Raw genomic sequence first — 24870 nt, forward strand, 5'->3', positions numbered from 1 at the left:
AGCCTGCTGGCGATGGGGCCTTCCCAGTTGACGCTTAAACCAGCGTCATCAACGCCTCACGGCTGAACGGCAAGATATCTTCCTCACGCCCATCGCGCACTTTCTGCGCCCAGTCCGGATCCACCAGCAACGCGCGCCCCACCGCCACCAGGTCGAACTCGTCGTTGTTCAAGCGTTCCAGCAGCTTTTCCAGGCTGGCAGGCTGAGCGATCTTGTCGGTGTTGACCATGAACTGCAGGAACTCGCCATCCAGGCCCACGCTGCCCACGGTGATGGTCGGTTTGCCAGTGAGTTTGCGAGCCCAGCCTGCCAGGTTCAGTTCGGAACCGTCGAACTCCGGCTCCCAGAAACGGCGCGTCGAGCAGTGGAAAATATCCACGCCGGCGTCGGACAGCGGCTGGAGGAATTCACCCAGCGCTTGCGGGGTCTGCACCAGGCGGGCGGTGTAGTCCTGCTGCTTCCACTGGGAGAAGCGGAAGATGATCGGGAAGCCTTCACCGACCGCGGCACGCACCGCTTGAATCAATTCGATGGCAAAGCGCGAACGATTGGCCAGGCTGCCACCGTACTCGTCGGTGCGCTGGTTGCTGCCTTCCCAGAAGAACTGATCGACCAGATAGCCGTGGGCCCCGTGGATTTCCACGCCGTCCATGCCAATGCTTTGTGCATCCTTGGCCGCCTGGGCAAATGCGGCGATGACTTCCTGGATGTCCTGTTTGCTCATGCCGTGAACCACGACCTGACCGTCCTTCAGCTTTTCCGAGGGACCGTAGCCCGGCACGCTGGCGTCCGGCTCGGTGCCGGTGCGCCGCACACTGCCGACATGCCACAGCTGAGGCACGATCTTGCCGCCTTCGGCGTGCACCGCATCGACCACTTTCTTCCAGCCGGCCAATGCAGCCTCACCATAGAAGTGCGGCACGTTCGGGTAGCCATTGGAGGCCTTGTGATCGACCGTGGTGCCTTCGGTAATGATCAGGCCAACGCCGGCGGCAGCACGTCGACGGTAGTACTCGATCACTTTGGCATTGGGCACGCCACCTGGGGAGAACGAACGAGTCATCGGCGCCATGACGACGCGGGTCGGCAATTGGAGAGTGCCGAGGTGGAACGGTTTGAACAGGGCTTTGACGGGCATGAGGACGCTCCACGGGGGACAGGCTTTATGACAGCCATAATATGGAGAACATCGAGGGCTGAACAGCATTATTGATTTAAGTGATTTAGGATCAGAAACGAAAAGATCGCAGCCTTCGGCAGCTCCTACAGGGAATGTGAACACCCGTAGGAGCTGCCGCCGGCTGCGATCTTTTGATCTTTCTTTTTCAGCTCAGCGCTTTCTCGATCGCCTGGATCACAGAAGCATCATCCGGCGCCGTGCGCGGCGAGAACCGCGCCAGCACGCGGCCGTCCTTGCCCAGCAGGAATTTCTCAAAGTTCCAGGTGATGTCCCCTGGAAACTCAGCCCCCTCGCCCGCCAGCAGGCGATACAACTGATGACGATCGTGCCCGTTCACTTCCAGCTTGCTGGACAACGGAAACGTCACGCCATAGTTCAGGCTGCAGAATTCCTGGATCTCCTGCTCAGTCCCCGGTTCCTGCCCGGCAAACTGGTTGCACGGCAGCCCGAGCACGCTGAAACCTTTGTCCTTGTACTGCTGGTAAAGGTTTTCCAGCGCCGCGTATTGCGGAGTCAGGCCACATTTGGAGGCAACGTTCACCACCAGCACGACGCGCCCTTTGAAAGGCGCCAGCGGTAGCTCCTGACCATCCAGGGCTGTCAATTTAAGGTCGTGAAAAGCGCTCATGACGAACTCCAAATTCCCGTGTTCTTCTCGAAACAGCTACCTGGCGGCGCTGCCATGGACAACCGCGGACTAAAAAAGGCGCCCTCGGGCGCCTCTCCAGTTCTCTGAGCTTAGCGCAGAAAATCAGTGGTGATGACCACCTTCGCCATGGACGTGACCATGGGCAACTTCTTCCTGGCTGGCGTCACGGATGTCGATGATCTTGACCTGGAAATTCAGGCGCTGACCGGCCAACGGGTGGTTGCCGTCGACAGTCACGTCGTCGCCGTCCAGATCGCGAATGGTGACGATCTGCATCTGGCCGTCCGGAGCGGAAGCGTGGAACTGCATGCCCACTTCCAGTTCGTCGACGCCTTCGAACATGCTGCGGCTCAGGGTGCTGACCAGTTCGGCAGCGTACTCGCCGTAAGCGTCTTCAGGTTCAACGGCAACGGTCAGTTCATCACCAACTGCCTTGCCTTCCAGGGCTTTTTCCAGGCCTGGAATGATATTGCCTGCGCCTTGCAGGTAAACCAGCGGCGCGCCGCCGGCGGAGCTGTCGATGACCTCACCAGCGTCGTTGGTCAGGGTATAGTCGATGGAGACAGCCTTATTGGCGGCGATCAGCATGGGGCGAGACCTTTTGCAGAAGAATATAGAAAGGCCAAGTTTAGCGAAGCAATCGCCCGAAAGCGAACACAACCCGGACAGACGGATGACGATGCAGGACTCCAGGGTTACAGGTTTCCATCAGGACGAGGACGGGCACTGGGTTGCCGAGCTTTCCTGCGGCCATACCCAGCACCTGCGCCACCAGCCGCCATGGCAATCCCGGGCCTGGGTCATGGACCCGGCGCAGCGCATTGAAAAAATAGGCCAGCCCTTTGCTTGCGGTTGGTGCGCACAAGGCCCGGTTAGCGATAACCTTGGCGACTGAATGTCGGTAGACCTCCAAAAATAGAAGGTCACCCCTGCGCTCCCTTAGAGAATCCGCATGCAAACTTTTTTTATCGCGCCCACCGATTTTGGTGTGGGTCTGACCTCCATCAGCCTCGGGCTGGTGCGTACCCTTGAGCGAGCCGGTCTCAAAGTCGGCTTTTTCAAACCGATCGCCCAACCGCACCCGGGCGACACCGGGCCTGAACGCTCCACCGAACTGGTGGCGCGCACCCATGGCCTCAAACCGCCCCAGCCGCTGGGCCTGGCCCACGTCGAACGCATGCTGGGCGACGGTCAGCTCGATGAGCTGCTCGAAGAAATCATCACGCTCTATCAACAGGCAGCGATCGGCAAGGACGTGCTGATCGTCGAAGGCATGGTCCCGACCCGCAGTGCCAGCTACGCTGCGCGAGTCAATCTGCACCTGGCCAAGAGCCTGGACGCCGACGTGATCCTGGTCTCGGCGCCGGAAAACGAAGTGCTCACCGAACTGTCCGGCCGTGTGGAATTGCAGGCGCAGTTGTTTGGTGGCCCCAAGGACCCGAAAGTCCTCGGCGTGATCCTCAACAAGGTCAAGACCGATGAAAGCATGGAAGTCTTCGCCTCACGCCTGAAGGAACACTCGCCATTGCTGCGCAGCGGTGATTTCAAACTGCTCGGGTGCATCCCGTTCCAGCCGGAACTCAACGCCCCCCGCACCCGCGACGTCGCCGACCTGATGGGCGCGCAGATTCTCAACGCCGGGGATTACGAAACCCGGCGCATGAGCAAAATCATCATCTGCGCGCGTACCATGCGCAACACTGTCGAGCTGCTCAAGCCCGGCGTGCTGGTGGTCACCCCGGGCGACCGCGATGACATCATCCTCGCCGTCAGCCTCGCCGCCATGAACGGCGTACCGCTGGCCGGCCTGCTGCTGACCAGCGACACCCTGCCCGACCCGCGCATCATGGACTTGTGCCGCGGCGCCTTGCAGGCCGGCCTGCCCGTGCTGTCGGTGAGCACCGGTTCATACGACACTGCCAACCAGTTGAACGGGCTGAATAAGGAGATCCCGATCGACGACCGCGAGCGCGCGGAGATCATCACCGACTTCGTCGCCAGCCACCTCGACGCCAACTGGCTGCACCAGCGCTGCGGTACTCCGCGGGAAATGCGCCTGTCGCCGGCAGTGTTCCGCTATCAACTGATCCAGCGCGCCCAGGCCGCCAACAAGCGCATCGTATTGCCTGAGGGCAGCGAGCCGTTGACCGTACAGGCGGCGGCCATCTGCCAGGCCCGCGGCATCGCCCGTTGCGTGCTCCTGGCCAAGCCCGCAGACGTCGAAGCCGTGGCCCGTGCGCACGATATCGAGCTGCCGCCGGGGCTGGAAATTCTCGACCCGGACCTGATCCGCGAGCGCTATGTCGAGCCGATGGTCGCGCTGCGTAAAAGCAAAAGCCTCAACGCGCCGATGGCCGAGCAGCAACTGGAAGACACCGTGGTGATCGGCACCATGATGCTGGCGCTGGACGAGGTCGACGGGCTGGTGTCCGGGGTCATCCACTCCACCGCCAACACCATCCGCCCGGCCCTGCAGCTGATCAAGACCGCGCCGGGCTGCACCCTGGTGTCATCGGTGTTCTTCATGTTGTTTCCGGAAGAGGTGCTGGTCTACGGCGACTGCGTGATGAACCCGCACCCGAGCGCCAGCGAACTGGCCGAGATCGCTCTGCAAAGTGCCGACTCGGCGGCGGCTTTCGGCATCACTCCGCGGGTGGCGATGATCAGCTATTCCAGCGGCGAATCCGCCAGCGGTGAAGAAGTCGAGAAAGTCCGCGAAGCGACATTGCTCGCCCACGAACAGCAGAACTCGCTGCTGATCGACGGCCCCCTGCAGTACGACGCTGCCGCCAACGAAACCGTGGCCCGGCAACTGGCGCCGAACAGCCAGGTTGCCGGTCGCGCCACGGTGTTCGTGTTTCCCGACCTGAACACCGGCAACACCACACACAAAGCCGTGCAGCGCAGCGCCGACTGCGTCAGCCTCGGGCCGATGCTGCAAGGCCTGCGCAAACCGGTGAACGACCTGCCGCGCGGCGCGCAGGTCGACGACATCGTCTACACCATCGCGTTGACCGCGATCCAAGCCGCCAACCGACCTATGGATCTTTAAATGCTGGGTTTCCTGCCTGCCGCCGTGCGCGGCGTGATCGCCTCGATATTGCTGGCGCTCAATACCATCCTGCTGTGCTCGTTCCTGTTCTGCGTGGCGATCTTCAAGGTGCTGCCCTTCGCCATCACCCAGCGCTTCACGCGCTGGCTGATGAGCCATACCCATGAAGCCTGGATCAGCAACAACAAGGCCTGGATGAACCTGGTCTGCCGCACCCGCTGGCACCTCAGCGGCCTGGAAGGCCTGGACTATCAGCACTCCTACCTGATCACCAGCAACCACCAGAGCTGGGTCGACATCATGGTGCTGCAGTACGTGCTCAACCGCCGGATCCAGCCGCTGAAGTTCTTTCTCAAGCAGGAGCTGATCTGGGTCCCGGTGATCGGCCTGGCATGGTGGGCCCTGGGCTTCCCGTTCATGAAGCGCTACTCCAAGGCCTACCTGGAAAAGCACCCGGAGAAGAAAGGCAAAGACCTGGAAACCACTCGCAAGACCTGCGCGAAATTTCGCAACTACCCGGTAGGCATGTTCAACTTCGCCGAAGGCACGCGCTTCACCGAAGGTAAACACGCACAGCAGAAATCACCCTTCAAATACCTGCTCAAACCCAAGGCCGGCGGCATTGCGTTTGTGCTGGATGCGATGGGTGAGCAGCTGGAGTCGATCGTCAACGTGACCATTCACTATCCGGGCGGGCGTCCGGGGTATTGGGATCTGTTGTGCGGGAACGTGCAGGATGTGGTGGTGCACTTCCAGGAGTTGAAAATTCCACCGGAGTTCATCGGCAAGAATTATGAGCAGGATGGGGAGTACCGGTTGCAGTTCCAGGGCTGGATCAATCAGCTATGGGAAGACAAGGATGCACTGTTGGAGCAGATGCATCGCAAATATCCAGCCAAACACTGATCTCCTGTGGGAGCCAGCCTGCTGGCGATAGCGGATTCACATTCAGCAGATGGGTTGACTGAAACACCGCAATCGCCAGCGGGCTGGCTCCCACAGTTGACCGAGTTGACCCGAAACAAAAAACCCGCCGGATGATCACTCATCGGCGGGTTTTTTTTTAACGGCTAACGCTTAGATCGCGCCACGCTGACGCAGCAGATCCAGCACCTGCTTGACGCTTTCTTCCAGCGACAGGGACTGGGTATCGACTACCAGGTCGGCATCCAGCGGCACGTCGTACGGGAAGGATTCACCCGGGATGTTGTCACCTGCCGCGGCGTACAGGCCTTGCGGGTCACGCTCGGCACAGACCGCTGGCGAGGCCTGGACGTAGACCGTCAGCAGGCGCTCCTTGCCGATCAGGTCCTTGGCCTGTTCGCGGCCTTCGGCGCTCGGTGCGACGAATGCGGCGAGGGTCAGCAGGCCGGCTTCGTTGAACTGACGCGCAACGTGTGCGGCACGGCGCCAGTTCTCGGTGCGTCCGGCGCGATCCTGTGGCAGACCCTTGTTCAGGTCGTGACGCAGGTTCTGGCCATCCAGTACGAACACCGCACGGCCCATGTCGAACAACTTGCGTTCAACCGCGTAGGCCAGGGTGCTTTTGCCCGCGCCCGACAGCCCGCTGAACAACACGGTTGCCGGTTGCTGGCCGAAGCGCTGGGCGCGTTCTTCGGTGGCCACGTGAGCCAGTTTGCCGTGGTGCGTGCTGCTGCCATGAGCCAACGGCTGGGCGATGATCATGCCGGCGGCGACAGTGCCATTGGTCAGGCGGTCGATGACGATGAACGAACCCGTGGTGCGGTTGCTGGCGTAACCGTCCAGCGCGATCTCCGCGTCGAGGCTCACCTTGACCCGACCGATCTCGTTCAGTTGCAACGAGCTGGCAGGTCCTTCTTCCAGGGTGTTCACGTCAACACGGTTAACGATGCTGGTGATCGAACCCGGCACGTAAGTGGTGGCGCGCTTGATGTCGTATTTCTTGCCCGGCAGCATCGGCTCTTCCGCCATCCACACCAGCATGGCGTCGAACGCGTCAGTGACTTGCGGCAGGTTGTCGGCGTGCACCAGCAGGTCGCCGCGGGAGATGTCGATCTCGTCTTCCATGGTCAGCGTTACCGCCTGACCAGGACCGGCGTGCTCCAGTTCACCCTCGAAGGTGACGATGGATTTCACACGGCTGCTCTTGCCCGACGGCAGCACAACGACTTCATCGCCCTTGTGCACGACGCCGCTGGCCAGGGTGCCGGCGAAACCACGGAAGTTCAGGTTCGGACGGTTGACGTACTGCACCGGGAAACGCAGGTCGGTGTAGTTGCGGTCGTTGGCGATTTCGACGGTTTCAAGAATTTCCATCAGCGACTGGCCGGTGTACCACGGCGAGCGCTCGGATTTGTTCACCACGTTGTCGCCCTTGAGAGCGGACATCGGCACGAAGGCCATGGTGGTCGGTTTGAAGGCGATACCTTCGGCAAACTTCAGGTAATCGGCCTTGATCGACTCGAACACGCTTTCGTCGAAGCCATTGAGGTCCATCTTGTTGATGGCAACCACGATGTGCTTGATGCCCAGTAACGAGGCGATGAAGCTGTGGCGACGGGTCTGGGTCTGCACGCCGTAACGGGCATCAACCAGGATGATCGCCAGGTCACAGGTGGACGCACCGGTGGCCATGTTGCGCGTGTACTGCTCATGGCCCGGGGTATCGGCGATGATGAATTTGCGCTTGGCGGTAGAGAAATAGCGGTAGGCGACATCGATGGTGATGCCTTGCTCACGCTCGGCCTGCAGGCCGTCGACCAGCAACGCCAGGTCGATGTCTTCGCCGGTGGTGCCAACTTTTTTCGAGTCGCGGGTGATGGCTTCCAGGTGATCTTCGTAGATCATCTTGGAGTCGTGCAGCAGGCGCCCGATCAGGGTGCTCTTGCCGTCGTCGACGTTGCCACAGGTCAGGAAGCGCAGCATTTCCTTGCGTTCGTGCTGGCCCAGGTAGGCGAGGATGTCCTCGCTGATCAAATCAGATACGTGCGACATGACAACCCCTTAGAAATAACCCTGACGTTTCTTTTCTTCCATCGAGCCTGCGCCGTCGTGGTCGATGACCCGGCCCTGGCGTTCGGAAGTTCGCGTCAGGAGCATTTCCTGAATGATGTCGGTCAGGCTGGTGGCCTCGGACTCGACCGCGCCGGTCAGCGGGTAGTCACCCAGTGTGCGGAAACGGACTTTCTTCTTGACGATGCGCGCCTTGTCTTCGTCGCTCAGGTGATTGAGCAGGCGTTCGTCGTCGATCATGATCCAGGTGCCATTCATCTCGATGACGTCGCGCTCGGCGGCGAAATACAGCGGCACAATCGGGATGCCTTCGAGGTAGATGTACTGCCAGATGTCCAGTTCGGTCCAGTTCGACAACGGGAACACACGAATGGATTCGCCTTTGTTGACGTTGCCGTTATAGACGTTCCACAGCTCCGGGCGCTGGTTTTTCGGGTCCCAACGGTGCTTGGTATCGCGGAAGGAATACACGCGCTCTTTGGCGCGGGATTTTTCTTCATCGCGACGGGCACCACCGAAGGCGGCGTCGAAGCCGTATTTGTCGAGGGCCTGCTTGAGGCCTTCGGTCTTCATGATGTCGGTGTGCTTGGCGCTGCCGTGGGTCAGCGGGTTGATGCCCTGCGCGACGCCATCGGGGTTCACGTGCACCAGCAGGTCGAGGCCGAGTTCTTCGACCATGCGGTCGCGGAACGCGTACATCTCCTTGAACTTCCACCGGGTGTCCACGTGCATGACCGGGAACGGCAGCTTGCCCGGGAAGAATGCCTTGCGCGCAAGGTGCAGCATCACGGCGGAGTCTTTACCGACGGAGTACAGCATCACCGGGTTATCGAACTCGGCGGCGACCTCGCGGATGATGTGGATGCTTTCGGCCTCCAGCTGTTTCAGATGCGTCAGTTTGTCGACCATGGCTACTCACGAAAACGATCTTATGGACGGCCAGCGGGCCGTGTTCGAGCGGGGAATCCTAGCACAGCGACCTCTTCTAATCAGGACGCTGGCTAGATCGAAAGGGTATATGAATATACCCCCGCGTTTGGCCACCACCACGCCTGGCTGATTGGCACACCACCCCCATAGGAGCTGCCGAAGGCTGCGATCTTTTGACGTGGTTTTTTAAGATCAAAAGATCGCAGCCTTCGGCAGCTCCTACGCAAGGCATTGCGATTCAATCAGATCGGGTTCGGGCAATCGATGAAGATGTGTTCCAGCGCAAAGCGTCGCGCCAGGTAGTCGCCCAGGGCCTGCACGCCGTAACGCTCGGTGGCATGGTGGCCGGCGGCGATGAAGCTGATGTCGTTTTCCCGGGCGCTGTGGAAGGTCTGCTCGGACGCTTCGCCACTGAGGTACAGGTCAACACCGGCCAGCACCGCCTGGTCGATGTAGCCCTGGCCGCCGCCGGTGCACCAGCCGACGCGGCGGATCATTTCGCTGCCTTCGATCAGCAACGGCTCGCGCCCCATGACTTCCTGCACTCGACGGGCGAAATCCCGGGGTGTCATCGGCTCGCTGAGGGAGCCGACCAGGCCGACGATCTTCAGGTTGTCCGGATCCAGCGGGCCTTCCACGGTGATGTCCAGCTGACGGGCAAGCTGGACGTTGTTGCCAACATCCGGGTGCAGGTCCAGTGGCAGGTGATACGCCAACAGGCTGATGTCGTGCTTGAGCAGGGTTTTCAGCCGACGCTGCTTCATGCCGGTGACGCAGGGGTTTTCGCCCTTCCAGAAATAACCGTGATGCACCAGCACCAGGTCGGCCTGGGCTTCGACCGCCGCGTCCAGCAGCGCCTGGCTCGCGGTGACGCCACTGACGATACGCATCACCTGCGGTCGACCTTCGACCTGCAACCCATTGGGGCAATAATCGGCAATCCTGGCGCTGTTCAGGTAACGGTCAGCTTCTTCGACCAGGGTGCTCAGGGCGACGGCCATAAAAGACTCCTAAATATCCCGTTCAGAGGCGCGCGCGGCCTCGTATAATGCGCGTCATTATGGGCGGTCTCATACCGCCTGCAACCTTTCAGGACGTGCTTAATGCTCAAGGCGCTGCGTTTTTCCGGCTGGCCGCTGTTGGCCGGCGTGCTTATCGCTCTGTTGATCATCCAGCGCTACCCGCAATGGGTCGGGCTTCCAAGCCTCGATGTGAATCTGCAGCAAGCCCCGCAAACCACCAGCGTGCAGCAAGGTCCGGTGTCCTATGCCGACGCGGTGACCACGGCCGCGCCATCGGTGGTCAACCTCTACACCACCAAAGTCATCAACAAACCGAACCACCCGCTGTTCGAGGACCCGCAGTTCCGCCGGTTCTTCGGCGACAACTCGCCCAAGCAGAAACGCATGGAATCGAGCCTGGGTTCGGGCGTGATCATGAGTCCCGAAGGCTATCTGCTGACCAACAACCACGTCACCAGCGGTGCCGACCAGATCGTCGTGGCCCTGAAGGATGGCCGGGAAACCCTGGCCCGGGTGATTGGCAGCGATCCGGAAACCGATCTCGCGGTATTGAAGATCGACCTCAAGAACCTCCCGTCGATCACCGTCGGGCGCTCTGACAATATCCGCATCGGCGACGTCGCCCTGGCCATCGGCAACCCATTCGGTGTCGGCCAGACCGTGACCATGGGCATCATCAGCGCCACTGGCCGTAACCAGCTGGGCCTGAACAACTACGAAGATTTCATTCAGACCGACGCCGCGATCAACCCCGGCAACTCCGGCGGCGCGCTGGTCGATGCCAACGGCAACCTGACCGGAATCAACACGGCGATCTTCTCCAAGTCCGGCGGCTCCCAGGGCATCGGCTTCGCCATCCCGGTCAAACTGGCGATGGAAGTGATGAAGTCGATCATCGAACACGGCCAGGTAATTCGCGGCTGGCTCGGCATCGAAGTACAGCCCCTGACCCAGGAACTGGCCGAGTCATTTGGCCTGTCGGGGCGCCCGGGTATCGTGGTCGCAGGGATTTTCCGCGATGGCCCGGCGCAGAAAGCCGGCCTGCAACTGGGCGACGTAATTCTCGCGATCGACGGCGAACCAGCCGGCGACGGCCGTCGCTCCATGAACCAGGTGGCGCGGATCAAGCCGACGGACAAGGTGACCATTCAGGTGATGCGCAACGGCAAAGAGATCAAGCTCACCGCCGAAATCGGTCTGCGTCCACCACCGGCACCGGCCCCGGTCAAAGAGAAAGAAGAAGAGTAAGCAGCACACAACACTGTGGGAGCGAGCCTGCTCGCGATGAGGGCATAACGTTCAACATCATCGTTGACTGTCAAGCCGCTATCGCGAGCAGGCTCGCTCCCACAGGATCGGGGGATGGCTTAAAGGTTGCCGAGGCCGTCGATCAGCGCCTGGTTCTGCTCCGGCGTACCGATGGAGATCCGCAGGAACTGCGCAATGCGCTCCTGCTTGAAGTGCCGGACGATCACGCCTTGTTCGCGTAACTTGGCTGCCAGGCCCGCTGCGTCGTGCTGCGGATGACGGGCGAAAATGAAGTTGGCTGCCGACGGCAACACTTCAAACCCCTTGCCTTCCAATTGCGCGACGACCCACTCACGGTGCTCGATGACCAACCGGCAAGTCTTGTCGAAGTAATCGCGATCCTCGAACGCCGCCGCCCCCCCGACATTCGCCAGGCGATCCAGCGGATAGGAGTTGAAGCTGTTTTTGATTCGCTCCAGTGCCTCGATCAGGTCCGGATGGCCTACCGCCAAACCTACCCGCAAGCCTGCCAGCGACCGGGATTTGGACAGGGTCTGGGTCACCAGCAGGTTCGGATAACGATCCACCAAAGTGATCGCGGTCTCACCGCCGAAGTCGATGTACGCCTCATCCACCACCACCACCGAATCCGGACTGGCCTTGAGAATTTGCTCCACTGCATCCAGTGCCAGCAGGCAACCGGTGGGCGCGTTCGGGTTCGGAAAGATGACCCCGCCGTTCGGCCTGGCATAGTCCGCCGGATTGATCTGAAACTGTTCATCCAGCGGCACCGCATCGAACTTGATGCCGTATAGCCCGCAATACACCGGATAGAAGCTGTAGCTGATGTCCGGGAACAGCAGCGGCTTATCGTGCTGCAGCAAGCCATGGAAAATGTGCGCCAGGACTTCATCGGAACCGTTGCCCAGGAACACCTGGTTAGCCTGCACTGCGTAGTAACGGGCAACGGCTTGCTTGAGCACATCGCTGTTCGGGTCCGGGTACAGACGCAGGTTGTCATTCAATTCGGTTTGCATCGCCGCCAGGGCCTTGGGCGAAGGACCGTACGGGTTTTCATTGGTGTTGAGTTTCACCAGCTTGGTCAGCTTGGGCTGCTCGCCCGGCACGTAAGGCACCAGGTCCTTGACGAAGGGGCTCCAGAATTTACTCATGTTCATTTCCCCTTCTGATCGTCGACGATGCGGTATTCGGCACTGCGCGCGTGGGCGGTCAGCGACTCGCCACGGGCCAGCACGGAGGCCGTTTTGCCCAGTTCGGAAGCACCCTGCTCGGAGCAGAAGATGATCGAGGAGCGTTTCTGGAAATCGTACACACCCAACGGCGAGGAGAACCGCGCGGTGCCGGAAGTCGGCAACACGTGGTTGGGGCCTGCGCAGTAATCGCCCAGGGCCTCGGAGGTGTGACGACCCATGAAGATCGCACCCGCGTGACGAATCAATGGCAGCCAGGCCTGTGGATCAGCCACCGATAGCTCCAGGTGTTCCGGGGCGATGCGGTTGGCCACTTCGATGGCCTGGTTCATGTCCTCGACCAGAATCAGGGCGCCACGGCCATTGATCGAGGTTTCGATGATCTCGGCACGCTCCATGGTCGGCATCAGTTTGTTAATGCTCGCGGCCACCTTGTCGAGGAATTCGGCGTCAGGGCTGACCAGAATCGCCTGGGCGTCTTCGTCGTGCTCGGCCTGGGAAAACAGGTCCATGGCGATCCAGTCCGGATCGGTCTGGCCGTCGCACACCACGAGGATCTCCGAAGGGCCGGCAATCATGTCGATACCGACCTGGCCGAACACGTGGCGCTTGGCGGTGGCGACATAGATGTTGCCAGGGCCGACGACCTTGTCGACCTTCGGCACGCTCTCGGTGCCATAGGCAAGTGCGGCAACGGCCTGGGCCCCGCCAATGGTGAACACCCGGTCCACGCCGGCGATGCACGCCGCCGCCAGCACCAGCTCATTGAGCTCGCCACGCGGGGTGGGTACCACCATGACCACTTCGGTCACGCCAGCCACCTTGGCGGGAATGGCATTCATCAGTACCGAAGACGGATACGACGCCTTGCCGCCCGGCACGTACAGGCCAGCCCGGTCCAGCGGAGTAACCTTCTGGCCCAACACGGTGCCATCGGCCTCGGTATAGCTCCAGGAGTCCTGCTTCTGTTTCTCGTGGTAGCTGCGCACCCGGGTGGCCGCTTTTTCCAGGGCTTCGCGCTGAGCGATGGTGATACGCGTGAGCGCCAGTTCCAGGCGCTCGCGCGGCAGGATCAAGTCGGCCATCGAGGCCACTTCCAGGCCGTCGAACTTCTGGGTGAACTCCACCAGGGCGGCGTCGCCACGCTCGCGCACGGCTTTGATGATGTCCAGCACCCGCTGATTGACCGAGTCGTCAGACACACTTTCCCAGCTCAGCAGATGATCCAGATGATGCGCAAAATCCGGGTCAGCAGCGTTGAGTCGGCGAATTGCAGTCGGTGCGGTCATAGCGAGAGCCTCATAGGAATGGCAAAAACTCAGGCGCCCTAACTTAGCAGTCGTTTCCGCTTGGGCACCTGAGATTCTGGCTATGAGGCGGATAGACGGGCGCGACTCAAGGTCGCGCAGGTGAATCAGCCGCGGTGTCGAGACTCCACTGCCTTGCGCAGGGTGTCGATCAACGCCTGGATACGGGCGTGCTGCATTTTCATCGAAGCTTTGTTGACGATCAGCCGGGAGCTGATGTCGGCAATGAAATCCTGAGGTTCCAGGCCATTGGCGCGCAGCGTATTGCCGGTGTCGACCACGTCGATGATCTTGTCCGCCAGACCGATCAGCGGGGCCAGTTCCATCGAGCCGTAGAGCTTGATGATATCGACCTGACGGCCCTGCTCGGCGTAATAACGCTTGGCAACGTTGACGAACTTGGTTGCCACGCGCAGACGGCCCTTGGGCTCGACATCACCAACACGGCCAGCAGTCATCAGCTTGCACAGTGCAATCCGCAGGTCCAGTGGCTCGTACAAGCCCTGGCCGCCGTATTCCATCAACACATCTTTACCGGCAACGCCCAGGTCAGCGGCACCATGCTCGACGTAAGTCGGCACATCGGTAGCACGCACGATCAGCAAACGTACGTCGGGCTGGGTCGTGGGGATGATCAGCTTGCGGCTCTTGTCCGGATTCTCGGTCGGCACGATGCCCGCTTCAGCCAGAAGCGGCAGGGTGTCATCAAGAATGCGGCCCTTGGACAATGCAATGGTCAACATGGGAAACGTCAGTCCTTAATAAAGGTACTCATGCCCGGTCGCAATCGGCGCCGGACACACATCGAGGCATTCCCGATAACGAAGAATCAGCCTCGATTTGAAACAAATCAGTTAACAGCAAACCGTGGCGAGGGAGTTTGCTCCCTCACCACAGCTGCAGCAGGGACTAGCCCGGTACGCGGCGGATCTTGGCGCCGAGCATCTGCAGTTTCTCTTCGATGCACTCGTAACCACGGTCTATGTGGTAGATGCGATCGATCAGGGTGTCGCCTTCAGCAATCAGCGCGGAGATCACCAGGCTGGCCGAAGCACGCAGGTCGGTGGCCATGACTGGCGCGCCCTTGAGCTTCTCGGTGCCAGTAACGATGGCAGTGTTGCCTTCGACCTGGATCTTGGCGCCCATGCGGTGCAGCTCGTAGACGTGCATGAAACGGTTCTCGAAGATCGTCTCGATCACGGCACCGGTGCCTTCGGCAATGGCGTTGAGCGAAATGAACTGCGCCTGCATGTCAGTCGGGAATGCCGGGTACGGAGCCGTACGCACGTTGACGGCTTTAGGCCGCTTGCCGTGCATGTTCAGCTCGATCCAGTCTTCGCCGCAGGTAATTTCCGCGCCCGCTTCCTTGAGTTTCTCAAGCACCGCTTCAAGGATGGTCGGATCGGTATCCTTGCCCTTCACGCGACCGCCGGTAACAGCAGCAGCAACCAGGTAGGTACCGGTTTCGATGCGGTCCGGCATTACCTTGTAAGTAGCCGGGTGCAGGCGGTCGACGCCATCAATGGTGATGGTGTCGGTGCCGGCGCCGGTAATCTTGGCGCCCATGGCGATCAGGAAGTTCGCCAGGTCGATGACTTCAGGTTCGCGAGCGGCGTTCTGCAGGACGCTGCGACCCTTGGCCAGCGCAGCGGCCATCATGATGTTCTCGGTACCGGTCACACTGACGGTGTCGAAGAAGAAGTGCGCGCCGCGCAGGCCACCTTCAGGCGCCTTGGCCTTGATGTAGCCACCTTCCACGTCGATCACCGCGCCCATGGCTTCGAGACCGCGGATGTGCAGGTCAACCGGACGCGAGCCGATGGCGCAACCGCCAGGCAGCGCAACTTCGGCTTCGCCGAAACGGGCAACCATCGGGCCCAGTACCAGGATCGACGCACGCATGGTTTTCACCAGTTCGTACGGGGCGATCAGGGTCTTGATGGTGCGCGGGTCGATTTCGACGCTGAGCTTCTCGTCGATCACCGGCTCGATGCCCATGCGGCCGAACAGCTCGATCATGGTGGTGATGTCGTGCAGGTGCGGCAGGTTGGCAACGGTAACCGGGCCATCGCACAGCAAGGTTGCGGCCAGGATCGGCAGGGCGGAGTTCTTTGCCCCGGAGATGCGGATTTCGCCATCAAGACGAACGCCACCAGTAATAATCAGTTTATCCATAAGAATCTCGACGCCCTTGGGCTCAGGTGCGCTCGGCCCAGGCCGCGCTGCTGAAAAATTTCATAGTGACCGCATGGATGCTGCCATCGGTGATCCATGGGTTCAAATGGGCATAGACCTGCTGCTGACGCTTCACCGGGCTCAACGCCGCCAGTTCATCGCTAATCAGGTTCAGCTGGAAATTGCAGCCTTCGCCTTCAACTTCCACCTTCGTGTCTGGCAGCTTTCCTTCAAGGAAGCTCTTCACTTCTACGGCCTGCATGCTCAACCTCAATCGGCGCCTTGTGCGCGCGGGTCGGACATCATACAAAAAAGCCCCGCGCCTGCGAACCCCGCTAAGCAGGACTCTGACGGGGGGCTTCCCTGTAGATGCGGTTAGGGATGCGCCAATAACTCGGTCAATTCACTGACCTGAGCGATTTCGCGCATATCTTCGGGCATCGCGCGGATGCTCAGGGCCTTGCCGGCGGCCTGGGCATCTCGCATGAAGCACAGCAGCAACGACAAGCCGACACTGCTGGACTTAACCACCTGCGAACAGTCAACCACCAGCGCCGCAGCCTTGCTGGCCTTGATCAGCGCCTGGCCCTGCTTGCGCAGAACCGGGCCGCTGCGGTAATCCAGCGTACCACTGAGGTGCAGTTCGCCGGATTCATTCATCTGGACGGCCGACTCACTCATTGGGTTTGCTTCTCGGCAGCTTGCTCGGTGGTTTCCTTGGCCTTGGCAACTTCGCCGGCCCAGTTGTTGATCACCTTGTCGAGATCGTTGCCATTGCGCTGCATCGAGTCCTGGAACTGATCGCGGAACAGCTTGCCGATGTTGATGCCGTTGATGATGACGTTGCGGACTTTCCACTCGCCGTTGATTTTCTCCAGCGTGTAGGACACAGGATAGATGGAGCCACTGCTGCCCTTGACCTGCATGTCAACGCTGGTCCGGTTACCGCTTTCATCCTTGGCAGGGGAAACGGTGATGCCCTGGTTGTTATATTCGAGCAACGCATTGCCATAAAACTGCATCAGGCTGCGCTTGAAGTTTTCCTGGAAGCGCTGCATCTGCTCAGGCGAGGCCTTGCGCGAATACTTCACGGTCATGATGCTGCGGGAGATGCCTTCGGCATCGACCACCGGTCCGACAATGCCGTTCAGGGCGTTGTAGAACTCGTTAGGGTCCTGCTTGTACTTTGCCTTGTTGGCAGCCAGATCGGCCAGCAACCGGGTAGTGGTGTCCTGCACCAGATCGTGCGCCGACGGCGCCGCCACGGCGTTAGCCATCAGCGGCACAGCCGCGAGTAATACCAACAGGCCACGTCGCAAGGTAGAGATCATTCAAAAACTCCTCATTTGGCTTCTTTGCTAACGGTGTTGAGCAGGAATTTACCGATCAGGTCTTCGAGCACCAGCGACGACTGCGTATCGTGGATGGTCCCGCCATCCTTGAGCAGCGTTTCTTCACCACCAACGCTGACGCCGATGTACTTCTCGCCCAACAGCCCAGCGGTCAGGATAGATGCAGTGGAGTCCGTCGGCAGGTTATCGACGCTCTTGTCCAGCTGCATGGTCACCCGGCCGGTAAAACTGTCGCGGTCCAGATCGATCGCAGTGACCTTGCCGATAGTCACACCGGCCATGGTCACTTTAGCTCTGACCGTCAAACCGGCGATATTGTCAAAATATGCGTAAAGTTTATAAGAATCGGTTGTTGCGCTCGGGGACAGGCCACTGACCCGCAACGCAAGCAACAGCAAAGCCAGGATGCCAGCCAGCAAGAAAAGGCCGACACCGATTTCCAGGGTGCGGTTTTGCATCAGAAATCTCCAAACATCAAGGCGGTCAGAATAAAGTCCAGGCCGAGCACCGCCAACGAGGCGTATACGACGGTCTTGGTAGTGGCACGACTGATACCCTCGGAAGTGGGCTCGCAGTCATAGCCTTGGAATACGGCAATCCAGGTCACGACGAAGGCGAAGACGACACTCTTGATGATGCCATTGAGCACATCTTCAGAGAACGTCACGCTGTTCTGCATGTTCGACCAGTAGGAACCTTCATAGACTCCCAGCCAGTCGACGGCCACCCATGAACCGCCCCAGATACCCACCACGCTGAAAATCATCGCCAGCACTGGCAGGGATATGAAGCCGGCCCACAGGCGCGGGGCAATGATGTACTTGAGCGGGTCGACACCAATCATTTCCAGGCTGGACAACTGCTCGGTGGATTTCATGTTGCCAATCTCGGCCGTCAGGGCAGAGCCTGCGCGCCCGGCGAACAGCAAGGCGGTGACTACCGGCCCCAGTTCACGCAGCAGGGTCAGCGCAACCATCTGCCCGACCGCCTGCTCCGAGCCGTAGCTGGACAGGATGTTGAAACCCTGCAGCGCCAGCACCATGCCGATGAACACACCGGAGACGACGATGATCACCAGGGACATGACGCCCACCGAATGCAATTGCCGGATCAGCAGGCCGAAACCACCACCGATGCCGCCACGGCCGAGCAAGGCATGAAACAGGAACAAGGTCGCCCGCCCGAACACCGCGACGGCATCGATTGCCGCCGCGCCGAACCGGCGTACACGTTCTATCAGTGAAATCTTGCGCATCAAGGCTTCCCCAGAAGATCTGCGCGGTAATCCGTCGCTGGAAAGTGGTACGCGACCGGGCCATCAGGTTCGCCCGTCATGAACTGGCGGATCCGCGGATCGTCCGAGTTCATCAGCTCGTCCGGCGTGCCCTGCCCCAAAACCTGCGCCTCACCCACTACATAGATGTAGTCGGCGATGCTCGCGGTCTCTGCCAGGTCGTGGGAAACCACAATACTGGTGATACCCAGCGCATCGTTGAGCAGGCGGATCAGGCGCACCAGCACGCCCATGGCGATCGGGTCCTGCCCGACAAAGGGCTCGTCGTACATGAGGATCTGCGGATCGAGGGCAATGGCCCGCGCGAGCGCGACACGCCGCTTCATGCCACCGGACAGTTCGTCGGGCATCAGGTCGATCGCGCCGCGCAAGCCTACGGCCTGCAACTTGAGCAGGACGATATCCCGGATCATTTCCTCCGGAAGCTGGGTGTGCACACGCAATGGGAAAGCCACGTTCTCGAACACGTCGAGGTCGGTGAACAGCGCACCGCTCTGGAACAGCACGCCCATATGCTTGCGAGCGTCGAACAGATCGCTTCGAGACAGCTTCGGCAGGTTCTGGCCGTTAACCCAGACTTCGCCGGCAGTCGGCCGCAACTGTGCGCCCATCAGGCGCAACAGCGTGGTCTTGCCGCACCCTGAAGGCCCCATGATGCCGGTGACCTTGCCCCGTGGAATACGGATATCGACGTTATTGAAAATGCTGCGCGCACCGCGCTTGAAGGTCAGTCCCTTCAGCTCGACCGCGTAGGCGTTATCGGCACTCATCTAAACTCCTTGCGATGCAGCCTCACACTCGGACGCCTGTCTTTCTGACGAAAGCACATTCACCGTGGGCAGGCCGAACTGGCGGCGAACTATATCACTGCAAGGGCTTGGCGCCCAAGGCTAAAGCCGGGCGATGTTCAGCTGCACGACAGGTCAAAAGACTCCCAGCGAGAGGATTACGTAACAGGGAATGACAAAGCACGACGAACTAGCGTGAGGGTTTCGATCATAACCGCTATAATCGCCGCCTTTTCATCAGGCTATACGATTTCCGACATGAGCCAATCCAGCGACCTGATTCAATCGGCACAACGCACCATCCGTCTCGAACTGGAAGCCGTACAAGGCTTGCTTCCACGCATCGACGCAGATTTCGTACGCGCGTGCGAGATGATTCTGGCAAGCAAGGGCCGCGTGGTCGTGGTCGGCATGGGAAAATCGGGGCATATCGGCACCAAGATCGCCGCCACCCTGGCCAGCACCGGGACCACGGCGTTTTTCGTCCACCCGGCCGAAGCCAGCCACGGCGACATGGGCATGATTACCCGGGACGACATCATCCTGGCCCTGTCCAACTCCGGCTCGACCACTGAAATCGTAACCCTGCTGCCGCTGATCAAGCGCCTGGGCATCCAGTTGATCAGCATGACCGGCAACCCTGACTCGACCCTGGCCAAGGCCGCCGAAGTCAATCTCGACGTGCAAGTCGAGCATGAAGCCTGCCCGCTGAACCTGGCGCCCACCTCGTCCACCACTGCGGCACTGGTCATGGGCGACGCACTGGCCGTCGCGCTGCTGGAAGCGCGTGGCTTCACGGCGGAAGATTTCGCTTTTTCCCACCCGGGTGGTGCACTTGGTCGTCGCCTGCTGCTCAAGGTCGAGAACGTCATGCATGCCGGCGACGCCCTGCCCCGGGTCCAGCGTGGCACCCTGCTCAAGGACGCGCTGATGGAAATGACTCGCAAGGGCCTGGGCATGACAGCGATACTGGAGGCCGACGGCAAACTCGCCGGGATCTTCACCGACGGTGACTTGCGCCGCACCCTGGACCGCGCCATCGACATTCATCACGCCACCATCGACCAGGTCATGACCCTTCACGGCAAGACCGCGCGGGCCGAGATGCTCGCCGCCGAAGCCTTGAAGATCATGGAAGACAACCGAATTAACGCTCTCGTAGTGGTGGACGATGAGGATCGCCCGATCGGCGCCTTCAACCTCTCCGACCTGCTGCGCGCAGGAGTCATGTAATGAGCAACGATCTGCTGCAACGTGGCAAGAATATCAAGCTGGCAATCTTTGATGTCGACGGAGTGCTCACTGATGGGCGCCTGTACTTTCTCGAAGACGGCAGTGAATTCAAGACTTTTAACACCCTCGACGGCCAAGGCATCAAGATGTTGATGGCAGCCGGCGTTCAGACCGCTATCATCAGCGGTCGCAAGACCCCGGTGGTTGAGCGTCGGGCGAAAAACCTCGGCATTCCCCATCTGTACCAGGGGCGCGAAGACAAACTGGTGGTGCTGGACGAACTTCTTGGCGAACTAGGCCTAAGCTATGAGCAAGTCGCCTACCTCGGCGACGACTTGCCTGACCTGCCGGTGATACGCCGCGTTGGCCTGGGCATGGCGGTGGCCAATGCGGCCAGCTTCGTGCGTGAACATGCCGACGGCATCACCCAGGCCCGCGGAGGCGAAGGTGCTGCCCGCGAGTTCTGCGAATTGATCCTGCGCGCCCAGGGCCGCCTCGATGCGGCAAACGCCGCGTACCTGTGAGCCAACTATGCTGAGCAAAAAGTTTCGCAACATACTGCTGTTCGGTTGCATCGCCGCGATTTTTGCTGCGGTCGGCTACTGGAACATCAGCCCTGAACGCTTTCTCGACAAGCCGACCGTGGCCGTCGATGAGACGGCGATCGACTATTACGCCCTGAACGCCCACAGCGTGCAGTTCCTGCCCGATGGCAAGCTGCAGTACGAGATGACGTCGGACAAGGTCGAACACCTTAAAGCCACTGAAGTGACGCTGCTGACCAACCCGGACCTGAACATGTTCCGCGGCACCGAGTTTCCCTGGCATGTACAGAGCGAACGCGGTGAAGTGAATCCGGATGGTACGGAAGTGGAACTGATCGACTCGGTGCGTATCACACGTTTCGACGAGAAAAACCGCAAGACGCTGATTACCACCACCCGTATGACCGTGTTCCCGAAGCAGCAATATGCGCAGACGGAGCAACCCGTTAGAATCGACGGCGCCGGTGGCGTGTCGACTGGCACGGGAATGAAAGCGTATTTGAAAGAAAGCAGGATACACCTGCTATCGAACGTAAGAGGACAGTATGAGGCTCGTTAAAACCCTCCCTATTTTGCTCAGCCTGGGCGCAGCACTGGGAAGCGTGAGCGCCTGGGCTCTGCCGAACGATCAAGAGCAGCCTATCCGCATTCAGGCCGACGACGCCCAACTGGACGACAAGAACGGCATCGCCACCTACAAAGGCGACGTCATCATCACCCAGGGCTCCATGAAGGTGACCGGTAACACCGTGACCATCACCCGCACCCCGGCAGGCGATATCGACGTGGTGACTTCCGTGGGCAACCTGGCTTACTTCGAGCAATTGCAGACCCAGGGCGACGCCAAGCCTGTCCAGGGCTACGGCGTCACGATCCAGTATCACGCCTCGCAGAACCGCGTCGTGCTGATCGATCGAGCCAAGGTCATCGACAAGGACAACAACGTCACCCAGGGCGAGAAAATCGTCTACGACACCGTGAAGAAGCTGGCAAGCGCCGGTCGCGCCACGGGCAACAAGGTGACCGAGTCGCGCCCGCGAATCGACATGGTTATCCAGCCTAAAAAGAAAACCGACGAGCAGAAGGCCCAGTAATGGCAACTCTGAAAGCTCAGCATCTGGCCAAGAGTTACAAGAGCCGCCAGGTCGTGCGTGACGTCAGCCTGTCCATCGACAGCGGTCAGATCGTCGGGCTTCTTGGCCCCAACGGCGCCGGCAAGACCACTTGCTTCTACATGATCGTCGGCCTGGTGCAGGCTGATCAGGGCCGCGTGCTGATCGACGACCTGGATGTCAGTCACCAGCCCATGCACGGCCGCGCCAAGGCAGGTATTGGCTATCTTCCGCAAGAAGCGTCGATCTTCCGCAAACTGTCGGTGGCCGATAACATCATGGCCATCCTCGAGACCCGCAAGGAACTCGACAAGGCCGGGCGCCGCAAGGAGCTGGAGAGCCTGCTGCAGGAATTCCACATCAGCCACATCCGCGACAACCTCGGCATGAGCCTGTCGGGCGGCGAGCGACGCCGTGTGGAAATTGCCCGGGCGCTGGCCACCAACCCGAAGTTCATCCTCCTCGATGAACCTTTCGCCGGCGTGGACCCGATCTCGGTTGGCGATATCAAGCAGATTATCCATCACCTGAAGGCCAAGGGCATTGGTGTACTCATCACCGACCACAACGTCCGCGAAACCCTGGATATCTGCGAAACAGCCTACATCGTCAACGATGGCCAGCTGATTGCCGAGGGCGACTCCGCGACCATCCTGGCCAACGACCTGGTCAAGGAAGTGTATCTGGGCCATGAGTTCCGCCTGTAAGCGCTGAGGTGCCTGCCCAGTCGCGCGAGCGCTTGTCACTTTGAAAAATCAATACTTTTTTATTGTTACAGCGCTCTAGGCAAACACTGCAAAATCGGGCATATAATTTGCTTAAGTTTGGCGCTTCGGCGCCCTGTAGTGGATGGCGCATGCGCGCCGGCGAATAAGGTTTAAGCCCCTGCCATGAAACCATCGCTAGTCTTGAGAATGGGCCAGCAGCTGACGATGACACCTCAGCTGCAACAGGCCATCCGCCTGCTCCAATTGTCGACCCTGGACCTGCAGCAGGAAATCCAGGAGGCGCTGGAGTCCAACCCGATGCTCGAACGCCAGGAAGACGGCGACGACTTCGACAATGCCGATCCCTTGGCCGACAAAGCCGAGCAGCAACCCAACGCCGATGTTTCGGAGCCCTCCTATCAGGAGACCGCGCCAACGGTCGACAACCTTGAGGAAGGCGACTGGAACGAGCGCATTCCCAACGAGCTGCCGGTCGATACTGCATGGGAAGACGTCTACCAGACCAGCGCCAGCAGCCTGCCCAGCAACGATGATGACGAGTGGGACTTCACCACCCGCACGTCGGCCGGTGAAAGCCTGCAAAGCCACCTGCTGTGGCAGCTCAACCTCGCCCCGATGTCCGACACGGACCGCCTGATCGCCGTCACCCTGATCGACTGCATCAACAATCAGGGCTACCTGGACGAAACCCTCGAGGAAATCCTCGAAGCCTTCGACCCGGAGCTGGACATCGAGCTGGACGAAATCGAAGCCGTCCTGCACCGCATCCAGCAATTCGAACCGGCCGGTATCGCTGCCCGAAACCTCGGCGAATGCCTGCTGCTGCAATTGCGCCAGTTGCCCGCCAAGACCCTCTGGCTCGCAGAAGCCAAGCGCCTGGTCACGGACTACATCGACCTGCTGGGCAGCCGCGACTACAGCCAGCTGATGCGCCGCATGAAGCTCAAGGAAGATGAACTGCGCCAGGTGATCGAACTGGTGCAGAGCCTCAACCCGCGACCCGGCTCGCAGATCGAGTCCAGCGAGGCCGAATACGTGGTCCCGGACGTGATCGTGCGCAAGGACAACGAGCGCTGGCTGGTGGAACTCAATCAGGAGTCGGTGCCCAAATTACGGGTCAACGCCCAGTACGCCGGTTTTGTGCGTCGCGCTGACACCAGCGCGGACAACACCTTCATGCGCAATCAGTTGCAGGAAGCCCGCTGGTTCATCAAGAGCCTGCAGAGCCGCAACGAAACCCTGATGAAAGTTGCCACCCAGATCGTCGAGCATCAACGGGGTTTTCTGGAGTACGGCGACGAAGCCATGAAGCCGCTGGTACTGCATGACATCGCCGAAGCCGTCGGCATGCACGAATCGACGATTTCCCGGGTGACCACGCAAAAATTCATGCATACCCCACGGGGTATTTATGAACTGAAATACTTTTTCTCCAGTCACGTCAGCACCTCGGAAGGCGGTGAATGCTCGTCCACGGCGATCCGCGCGATCATCAAAAAACTGGTTGCAGCGGAAAATCAGAAAAAGCCGTTGAGTGACAGCAAGATCGCTGGTTTACTGGAGGCACAAGGCATTCAGGTGGCTCGCCGCACCGTCGCCAAGTACCGCGAATCCCTTGGGATCGCGCCTTCGAGCGAACGCAAGCGGTTGATGTAAAGCCACGCCACAGCGTTCCAGTGGTAGACCATCGGGTCTACCGCTTTATGCACTGGCAACGAAGGAGAAGCTGTATGCAAGTCAACATCAGTGGACACCAACTGGAAGTGACCGAACCCCTGCGCACCTACATCGGCGAAAAACTCGCCCGATTGGAAAGGCATTTCGACAAGATAACCAACGTGCAAGTCACGATGACCGTCGAGAAGCTGCTGCAGAAAATCGAAGCCACGCTGCATATACCCGGCGGAGAAGTGGTCGCCAATGCCGAGCATACGGACATGTATGCCGCCATCGACCTGCTGACCGACAAGCTGGATCGCCAACTCAAAAAGCATAAGGAAAAGACCCAGAGCCTCCTCCAGGGCGCAACCGGTCGTTAACACTCCCAATC

27 protein-coding genes are annotated in these 24870 nt (G+C 60.1%); 11 read left to right on the plus strand and 16 right to left on the minus strand.

Annotated elements, in window-relative coordinates; all coding sequences use genetic code 11:
* Nucleotides 1–34 precede the first annotated feature (34 nt).
* From UB23_RS22180 to UB23_RS22190, 3 genes are all read right to left on the minus strand, one after another.
* Nucleotides 35–1138, minus strand: coding sequence for an NADH:flavin oxidoreductase (locus UB23_RS22180; RefSeq protein WP_045061432.1), 1104 nt, complete (start codon nucleotides 1136–1138; stop codon nucleotides 35–37).
* A gap of 187 nt (nucleotides 1139–1325) precedes the next feature.
* On the minus strand, nucleotides 1326–1808 hold the full coding sequence (locus UB23_RS22185) for a glutathione peroxidase (RefSeq protein WP_045061433.1): 483 nt from the start codon (nucleotides 1806–1808) through the stop codon (nucleotides 1326–1328).
* A 123-nt stretch (nucleotides 1809–1931) separates the two neighbouring features.
* Nucleotides 1932–2417 (minus strand): FKBP-type peptidyl-prolyl cis-trans isomerase, encoded by a 486-nt coding sequence (locus UB23_RS22190; protein ID WP_045061434.1) that lies wholly within the window; start codon nucleotides 2415–2417, stop codon nucleotides 1932–1934.
* Here UB23_RS22190 and UB23_RS22195 point away from each other — a divergent pair.
* From UB23_RS22195 to UB23_RS22205, 3 genes are read left to right on the plus strand one after another with little or no spacing between them, the layout of a single operon-like run.
* Nucleotides 2386–2724, plus strand: a complete 339-nt coding sequence (locus UB23_RS22195; protein WP_045061498.1) for a DUF3565 domain-containing protein — start codon at nucleotides 2386–2388, stop codon at nucleotides 2722–2724. The genes UB23_RS22190 and UB23_RS22195 overlap by 32 nt on opposite strands.
* Before the next feature lie 57 nt (nucleotides 2725–2781).
* A complete protein-coding gene (pta, locus tag UB23_RS22200; protein WP_045061435.1) occupies nucleotides 2782–4881 on the plus strand; it encodes a phosphate acetyltransferase in 2100 nt (699 codons plus the stop codon).
* Complete coding sequence (locus UB23_RS22205) at nucleotides 4882–5787, plus strand: acyltransferase (RefSeq protein ID WP_045061436.1); 906 nt, start codon at nucleotides 4882–4884, stop codon at nucleotides 5785–5787.
* 171 nt (nucleotides 5788–5958) lie between these two features.
* Here UB23_RS22205 and cysN read toward each other — a convergent pair whose 3' ends face one another.
* The 3 genes from cysN to UB23_RS22220 form a co-directional block, all read right to left on the minus strand.
* The gene (gene cysN, locus UB23_RS22210) at nucleotides 5959–7857 is read right to left on the minus strand and encodes a sulfate adenylyltransferase subunit CysN (protein ID WP_045061437.1); all 1899 of its coding nucleotides are present in this window, start codon (nucleotides 7855–7857) and stop codon (nucleotides 5959–5961) included.
* Between the two features lie 9 nt (nucleotides 7858–7866).
* Nucleotides 7867–8784: a sulfate adenylyltransferase subunit CysD gene (cysD, locus tag UB23_RS22215; RefSeq protein ID WP_010463281.1), complete on the minus strand. Its 918-nt coding sequence runs from the start codon at nucleotides 8782–8784 to the stop codon at nucleotides 7867–7869.
* Nucleotides 8785–9047: 263 nt separating this feature from the next.
* Complete coding sequence (locus tag UB23_RS22220) at nucleotides 9048–9806, minus strand: Nif3-like dinuclear metal center hexameric protein (protein ID WP_045061438.1); 759 nt, start codon at nucleotides 9804–9806, stop codon at nucleotides 9048–9050.
* Between the two features lie 102 nt (nucleotides 9807–9908).
* On the opposite strand from UB23_RS22220, the gene algW reads away from it, so the two are divergent.
* Nucleotides 9909–11075: a Do family serine endopeptidase AlgW gene (gene algW / locus UB23_RS22225; RefSeq protein ID WP_045061439.1), complete on the plus strand. Its 1167-nt coding sequence runs from the start codon at nucleotides 9909–9911 to the stop codon at nucleotides 11073–11075.
* Nucleotides 11076–11194: 119 nt separating this feature from the next.
* On the opposite strand, the gene hisC is transcribed toward algW, so the two are convergent.
* The 10 genes from hisC to UB23_RS22275 form a co-directional block, all read right to left on the minus strand.
* Entirely contained in the window at nucleotides 11195–12247 is a 1053-nt protein-coding gene (hisC, locus tag UB23_RS22230; RefSeq protein WP_045061440.1) for a histidinol-phosphate transaminase, read from the minus strand.
* Nucleotides 12248–12249: 2 nt separating this feature from the next.
* Nucleotides 12250–13575: a histidinol dehydrogenase gene (gene hisD / locus UB23_RS22235; RefSeq protein WP_045061441.1), complete on the minus strand. Its 1326-nt coding sequence runs from the start codon at nucleotides 13573–13575 to the stop codon at nucleotides 12250–12252.
* A gap of 125 nt (nucleotides 13576–13700) precedes the next feature.
* Nucleotides 13701–14336: an ATP phosphoribosyltransferase gene (hisG, locus tag UB23_RS22240; RefSeq protein ID WP_007942738.1), complete on the minus strand. Its 636-nt coding sequence runs from the start codon at nucleotides 14334–14336 to the stop codon at nucleotides 13701–13703.
* 166 nt (nucleotides 14337–14502) lie between these two features.
* On the minus strand, nucleotides 14503–15768 hold the full coding sequence (gene murA / locus UB23_RS22245) for a UDP-N-acetylglucosamine 1-carboxyvinyltransferase (RefSeq protein ID WP_045061442.1): 1266 nt from the start codon (nucleotides 15766–15768) through the stop codon (nucleotides 14503–14505).
* A gap of 22 nt (nucleotides 15769–15790) precedes the next feature.
* Entirely contained in the window at nucleotides 15791–16030 is a 240-nt protein-coding gene (locus tag UB23_RS22250; protein WP_045061443.1) for a BolA family protein, read from the minus strand.
* Nucleotides 16031–16143: 113 nt separating this feature from the next.
* A complete protein-coding gene (locus UB23_RS22255; protein ID WP_045061444.1) occupies nucleotides 16144–16449 on the minus strand; it encodes an STAS domain-containing protein in 306 nt (101 codons plus the stop codon).
* Nucleotides 16446–17099, minus strand: coding sequence for an MlaC/ttg2D family ABC transporter substrate-binding protein (locus tag UB23_RS22260; protein ID WP_045061445.1), 654 nt, complete (start codon nucleotides 17097–17099; stop codon nucleotides 16446–16448). The genes UB23_RS22255 and UB23_RS22260 overlap by 4 nt, the downstream gene beginning before the upstream one ends.
* Before the next feature lie 11 nt (nucleotides 17100–17110).
* The gene (mlaD, locus tag UB23_RS22265; RefSeq protein WP_045061446.1) at nucleotides 17111–17578 is read right to left on the minus strand and encodes an outer membrane lipid asymmetry maintenance protein MlaD; all 468 of its coding nucleotides are present in this window, start codon (nucleotides 17576–17578) and stop codon (nucleotides 17111–17113) included.
* Entirely contained in the window at nucleotides 17578–18375 is a 798-nt protein-coding gene (gene mlaE / locus UB23_RS22270; RefSeq protein WP_045061447.1) for a lipid asymmetry maintenance ABC transporter permease subunit MlaE, read from the minus strand. The genes mlaD and mlaE overlap by 1 nt, the downstream gene beginning before the upstream one ends.
* A complete protein-coding gene (locus UB23_RS22275) occupies nucleotides 18375–19184 on the minus strand; it encodes an ATP-binding cassette domain-containing protein (protein ID WP_045061448.1) in 810 nt (269 codons plus the stop codon). The genes mlaE and UB23_RS22275 overlap by 1 nt, the downstream gene beginning before the upstream one ends.
* Before the next feature lie 276 nt (nucleotides 19185–19460).
* Here UB23_RS22275 and UB23_RS22280 point away from each other — a divergent pair, with 276 nt between their 5' ends.
* The 7 genes from UB23_RS22280 to hpf all read left to right on the plus strand — a co-directional run bounded on the left by UB23_RS22280 (nucleotide 19461) and on the right by hpf (nucleotide 24859).
* Nucleotides 19461–20435: a KpsF/GutQ family sugar-phosphate isomerase gene (locus UB23_RS22280; RefSeq protein ID WP_045061449.1), complete on the plus strand. Its 975-nt coding sequence runs from the start codon at nucleotides 19461–19463 to the stop codon at nucleotides 20433–20435.
* Entirely contained in the window at nucleotides 20435–20959 is a 525-nt protein-coding gene (locus tag UB23_RS22285) for a KdsC family phosphatase (protein WP_045061450.1), read from the plus strand. The genes UB23_RS22280 and UB23_RS22285 overlap by 1 nt, the downstream gene beginning before the upstream one ends.
* A gap of 7 nt (nucleotides 20960–20966) precedes the next feature.
* On the plus strand, nucleotides 20967–21539 hold the full coding sequence (gene lptC, locus UB23_RS22290) for an LPS export ABC transporter periplasmic protein LptC (RefSeq protein WP_045061451.1): 573 nt from the start codon (nucleotides 20967–20969) through the stop codon (nucleotides 21537–21539).
* Nucleotides 21526–22074: a lipopolysaccharide transport periplasmic protein LptA gene (gene lptA / locus UB23_RS22295; RefSeq protein WP_045061452.1), complete on the plus strand. Its 549-nt coding sequence runs from the start codon at nucleotides 21526–21528 to the stop codon at nucleotides 22072–22074. Before lptC ends, lptA begins: the two co-directional genes overlap by 14 nt.
* The gene (gene lptB / locus UB23_RS22300; RefSeq protein ID WP_045061453.1) at nucleotides 22074–22799 is read left to right on the plus strand and encodes an LPS export ABC transporter ATP-binding protein; all 726 of its coding nucleotides are present in this window, start codon (nucleotides 22074–22076) and stop codon (nucleotides 22797–22799) included. Before lptA ends, lptB begins: the two co-directional genes overlap by 1 nt.
* A gap of 183 nt (nucleotides 22800–22982) precedes the next feature.
* On the plus strand, nucleotides 22983–24476 hold the full coding sequence (locus UB23_RS22305) for an RNA polymerase factor sigma-54 (RefSeq protein WP_045061454.1): 1494 nt from the start codon (nucleotides 22983–22985) through the stop codon (nucleotides 24474–24476).
* Between the two features lie 74 nt (nucleotides 24477–24550).
* The gene (gene hpf / locus UB23_RS22310) at nucleotides 24551–24859 is read left to right on the plus strand and encodes a ribosome hibernation-promoting factor, HPF/YfiA family (protein WP_045061455.1); all 309 of its coding nucleotides are present in this window, start codon (nucleotides 24551–24553) and stop codon (nucleotides 24857–24859) included.
* Nucleotides 24860–24870 lie beyond the last annotated feature (11 nt).

It is taken from the genome of Pseudomonas sp. ES3-33 (genome assembly GCF_000952175.1).
Taxonomy (GTDB): domain Bacteria; phylum Pseudomonadota; class Gammaproteobacteria; order Pseudomonadales; family Pseudomonadaceae; genus Aquipseudomonas; species Aquipseudomonas gregormendelii.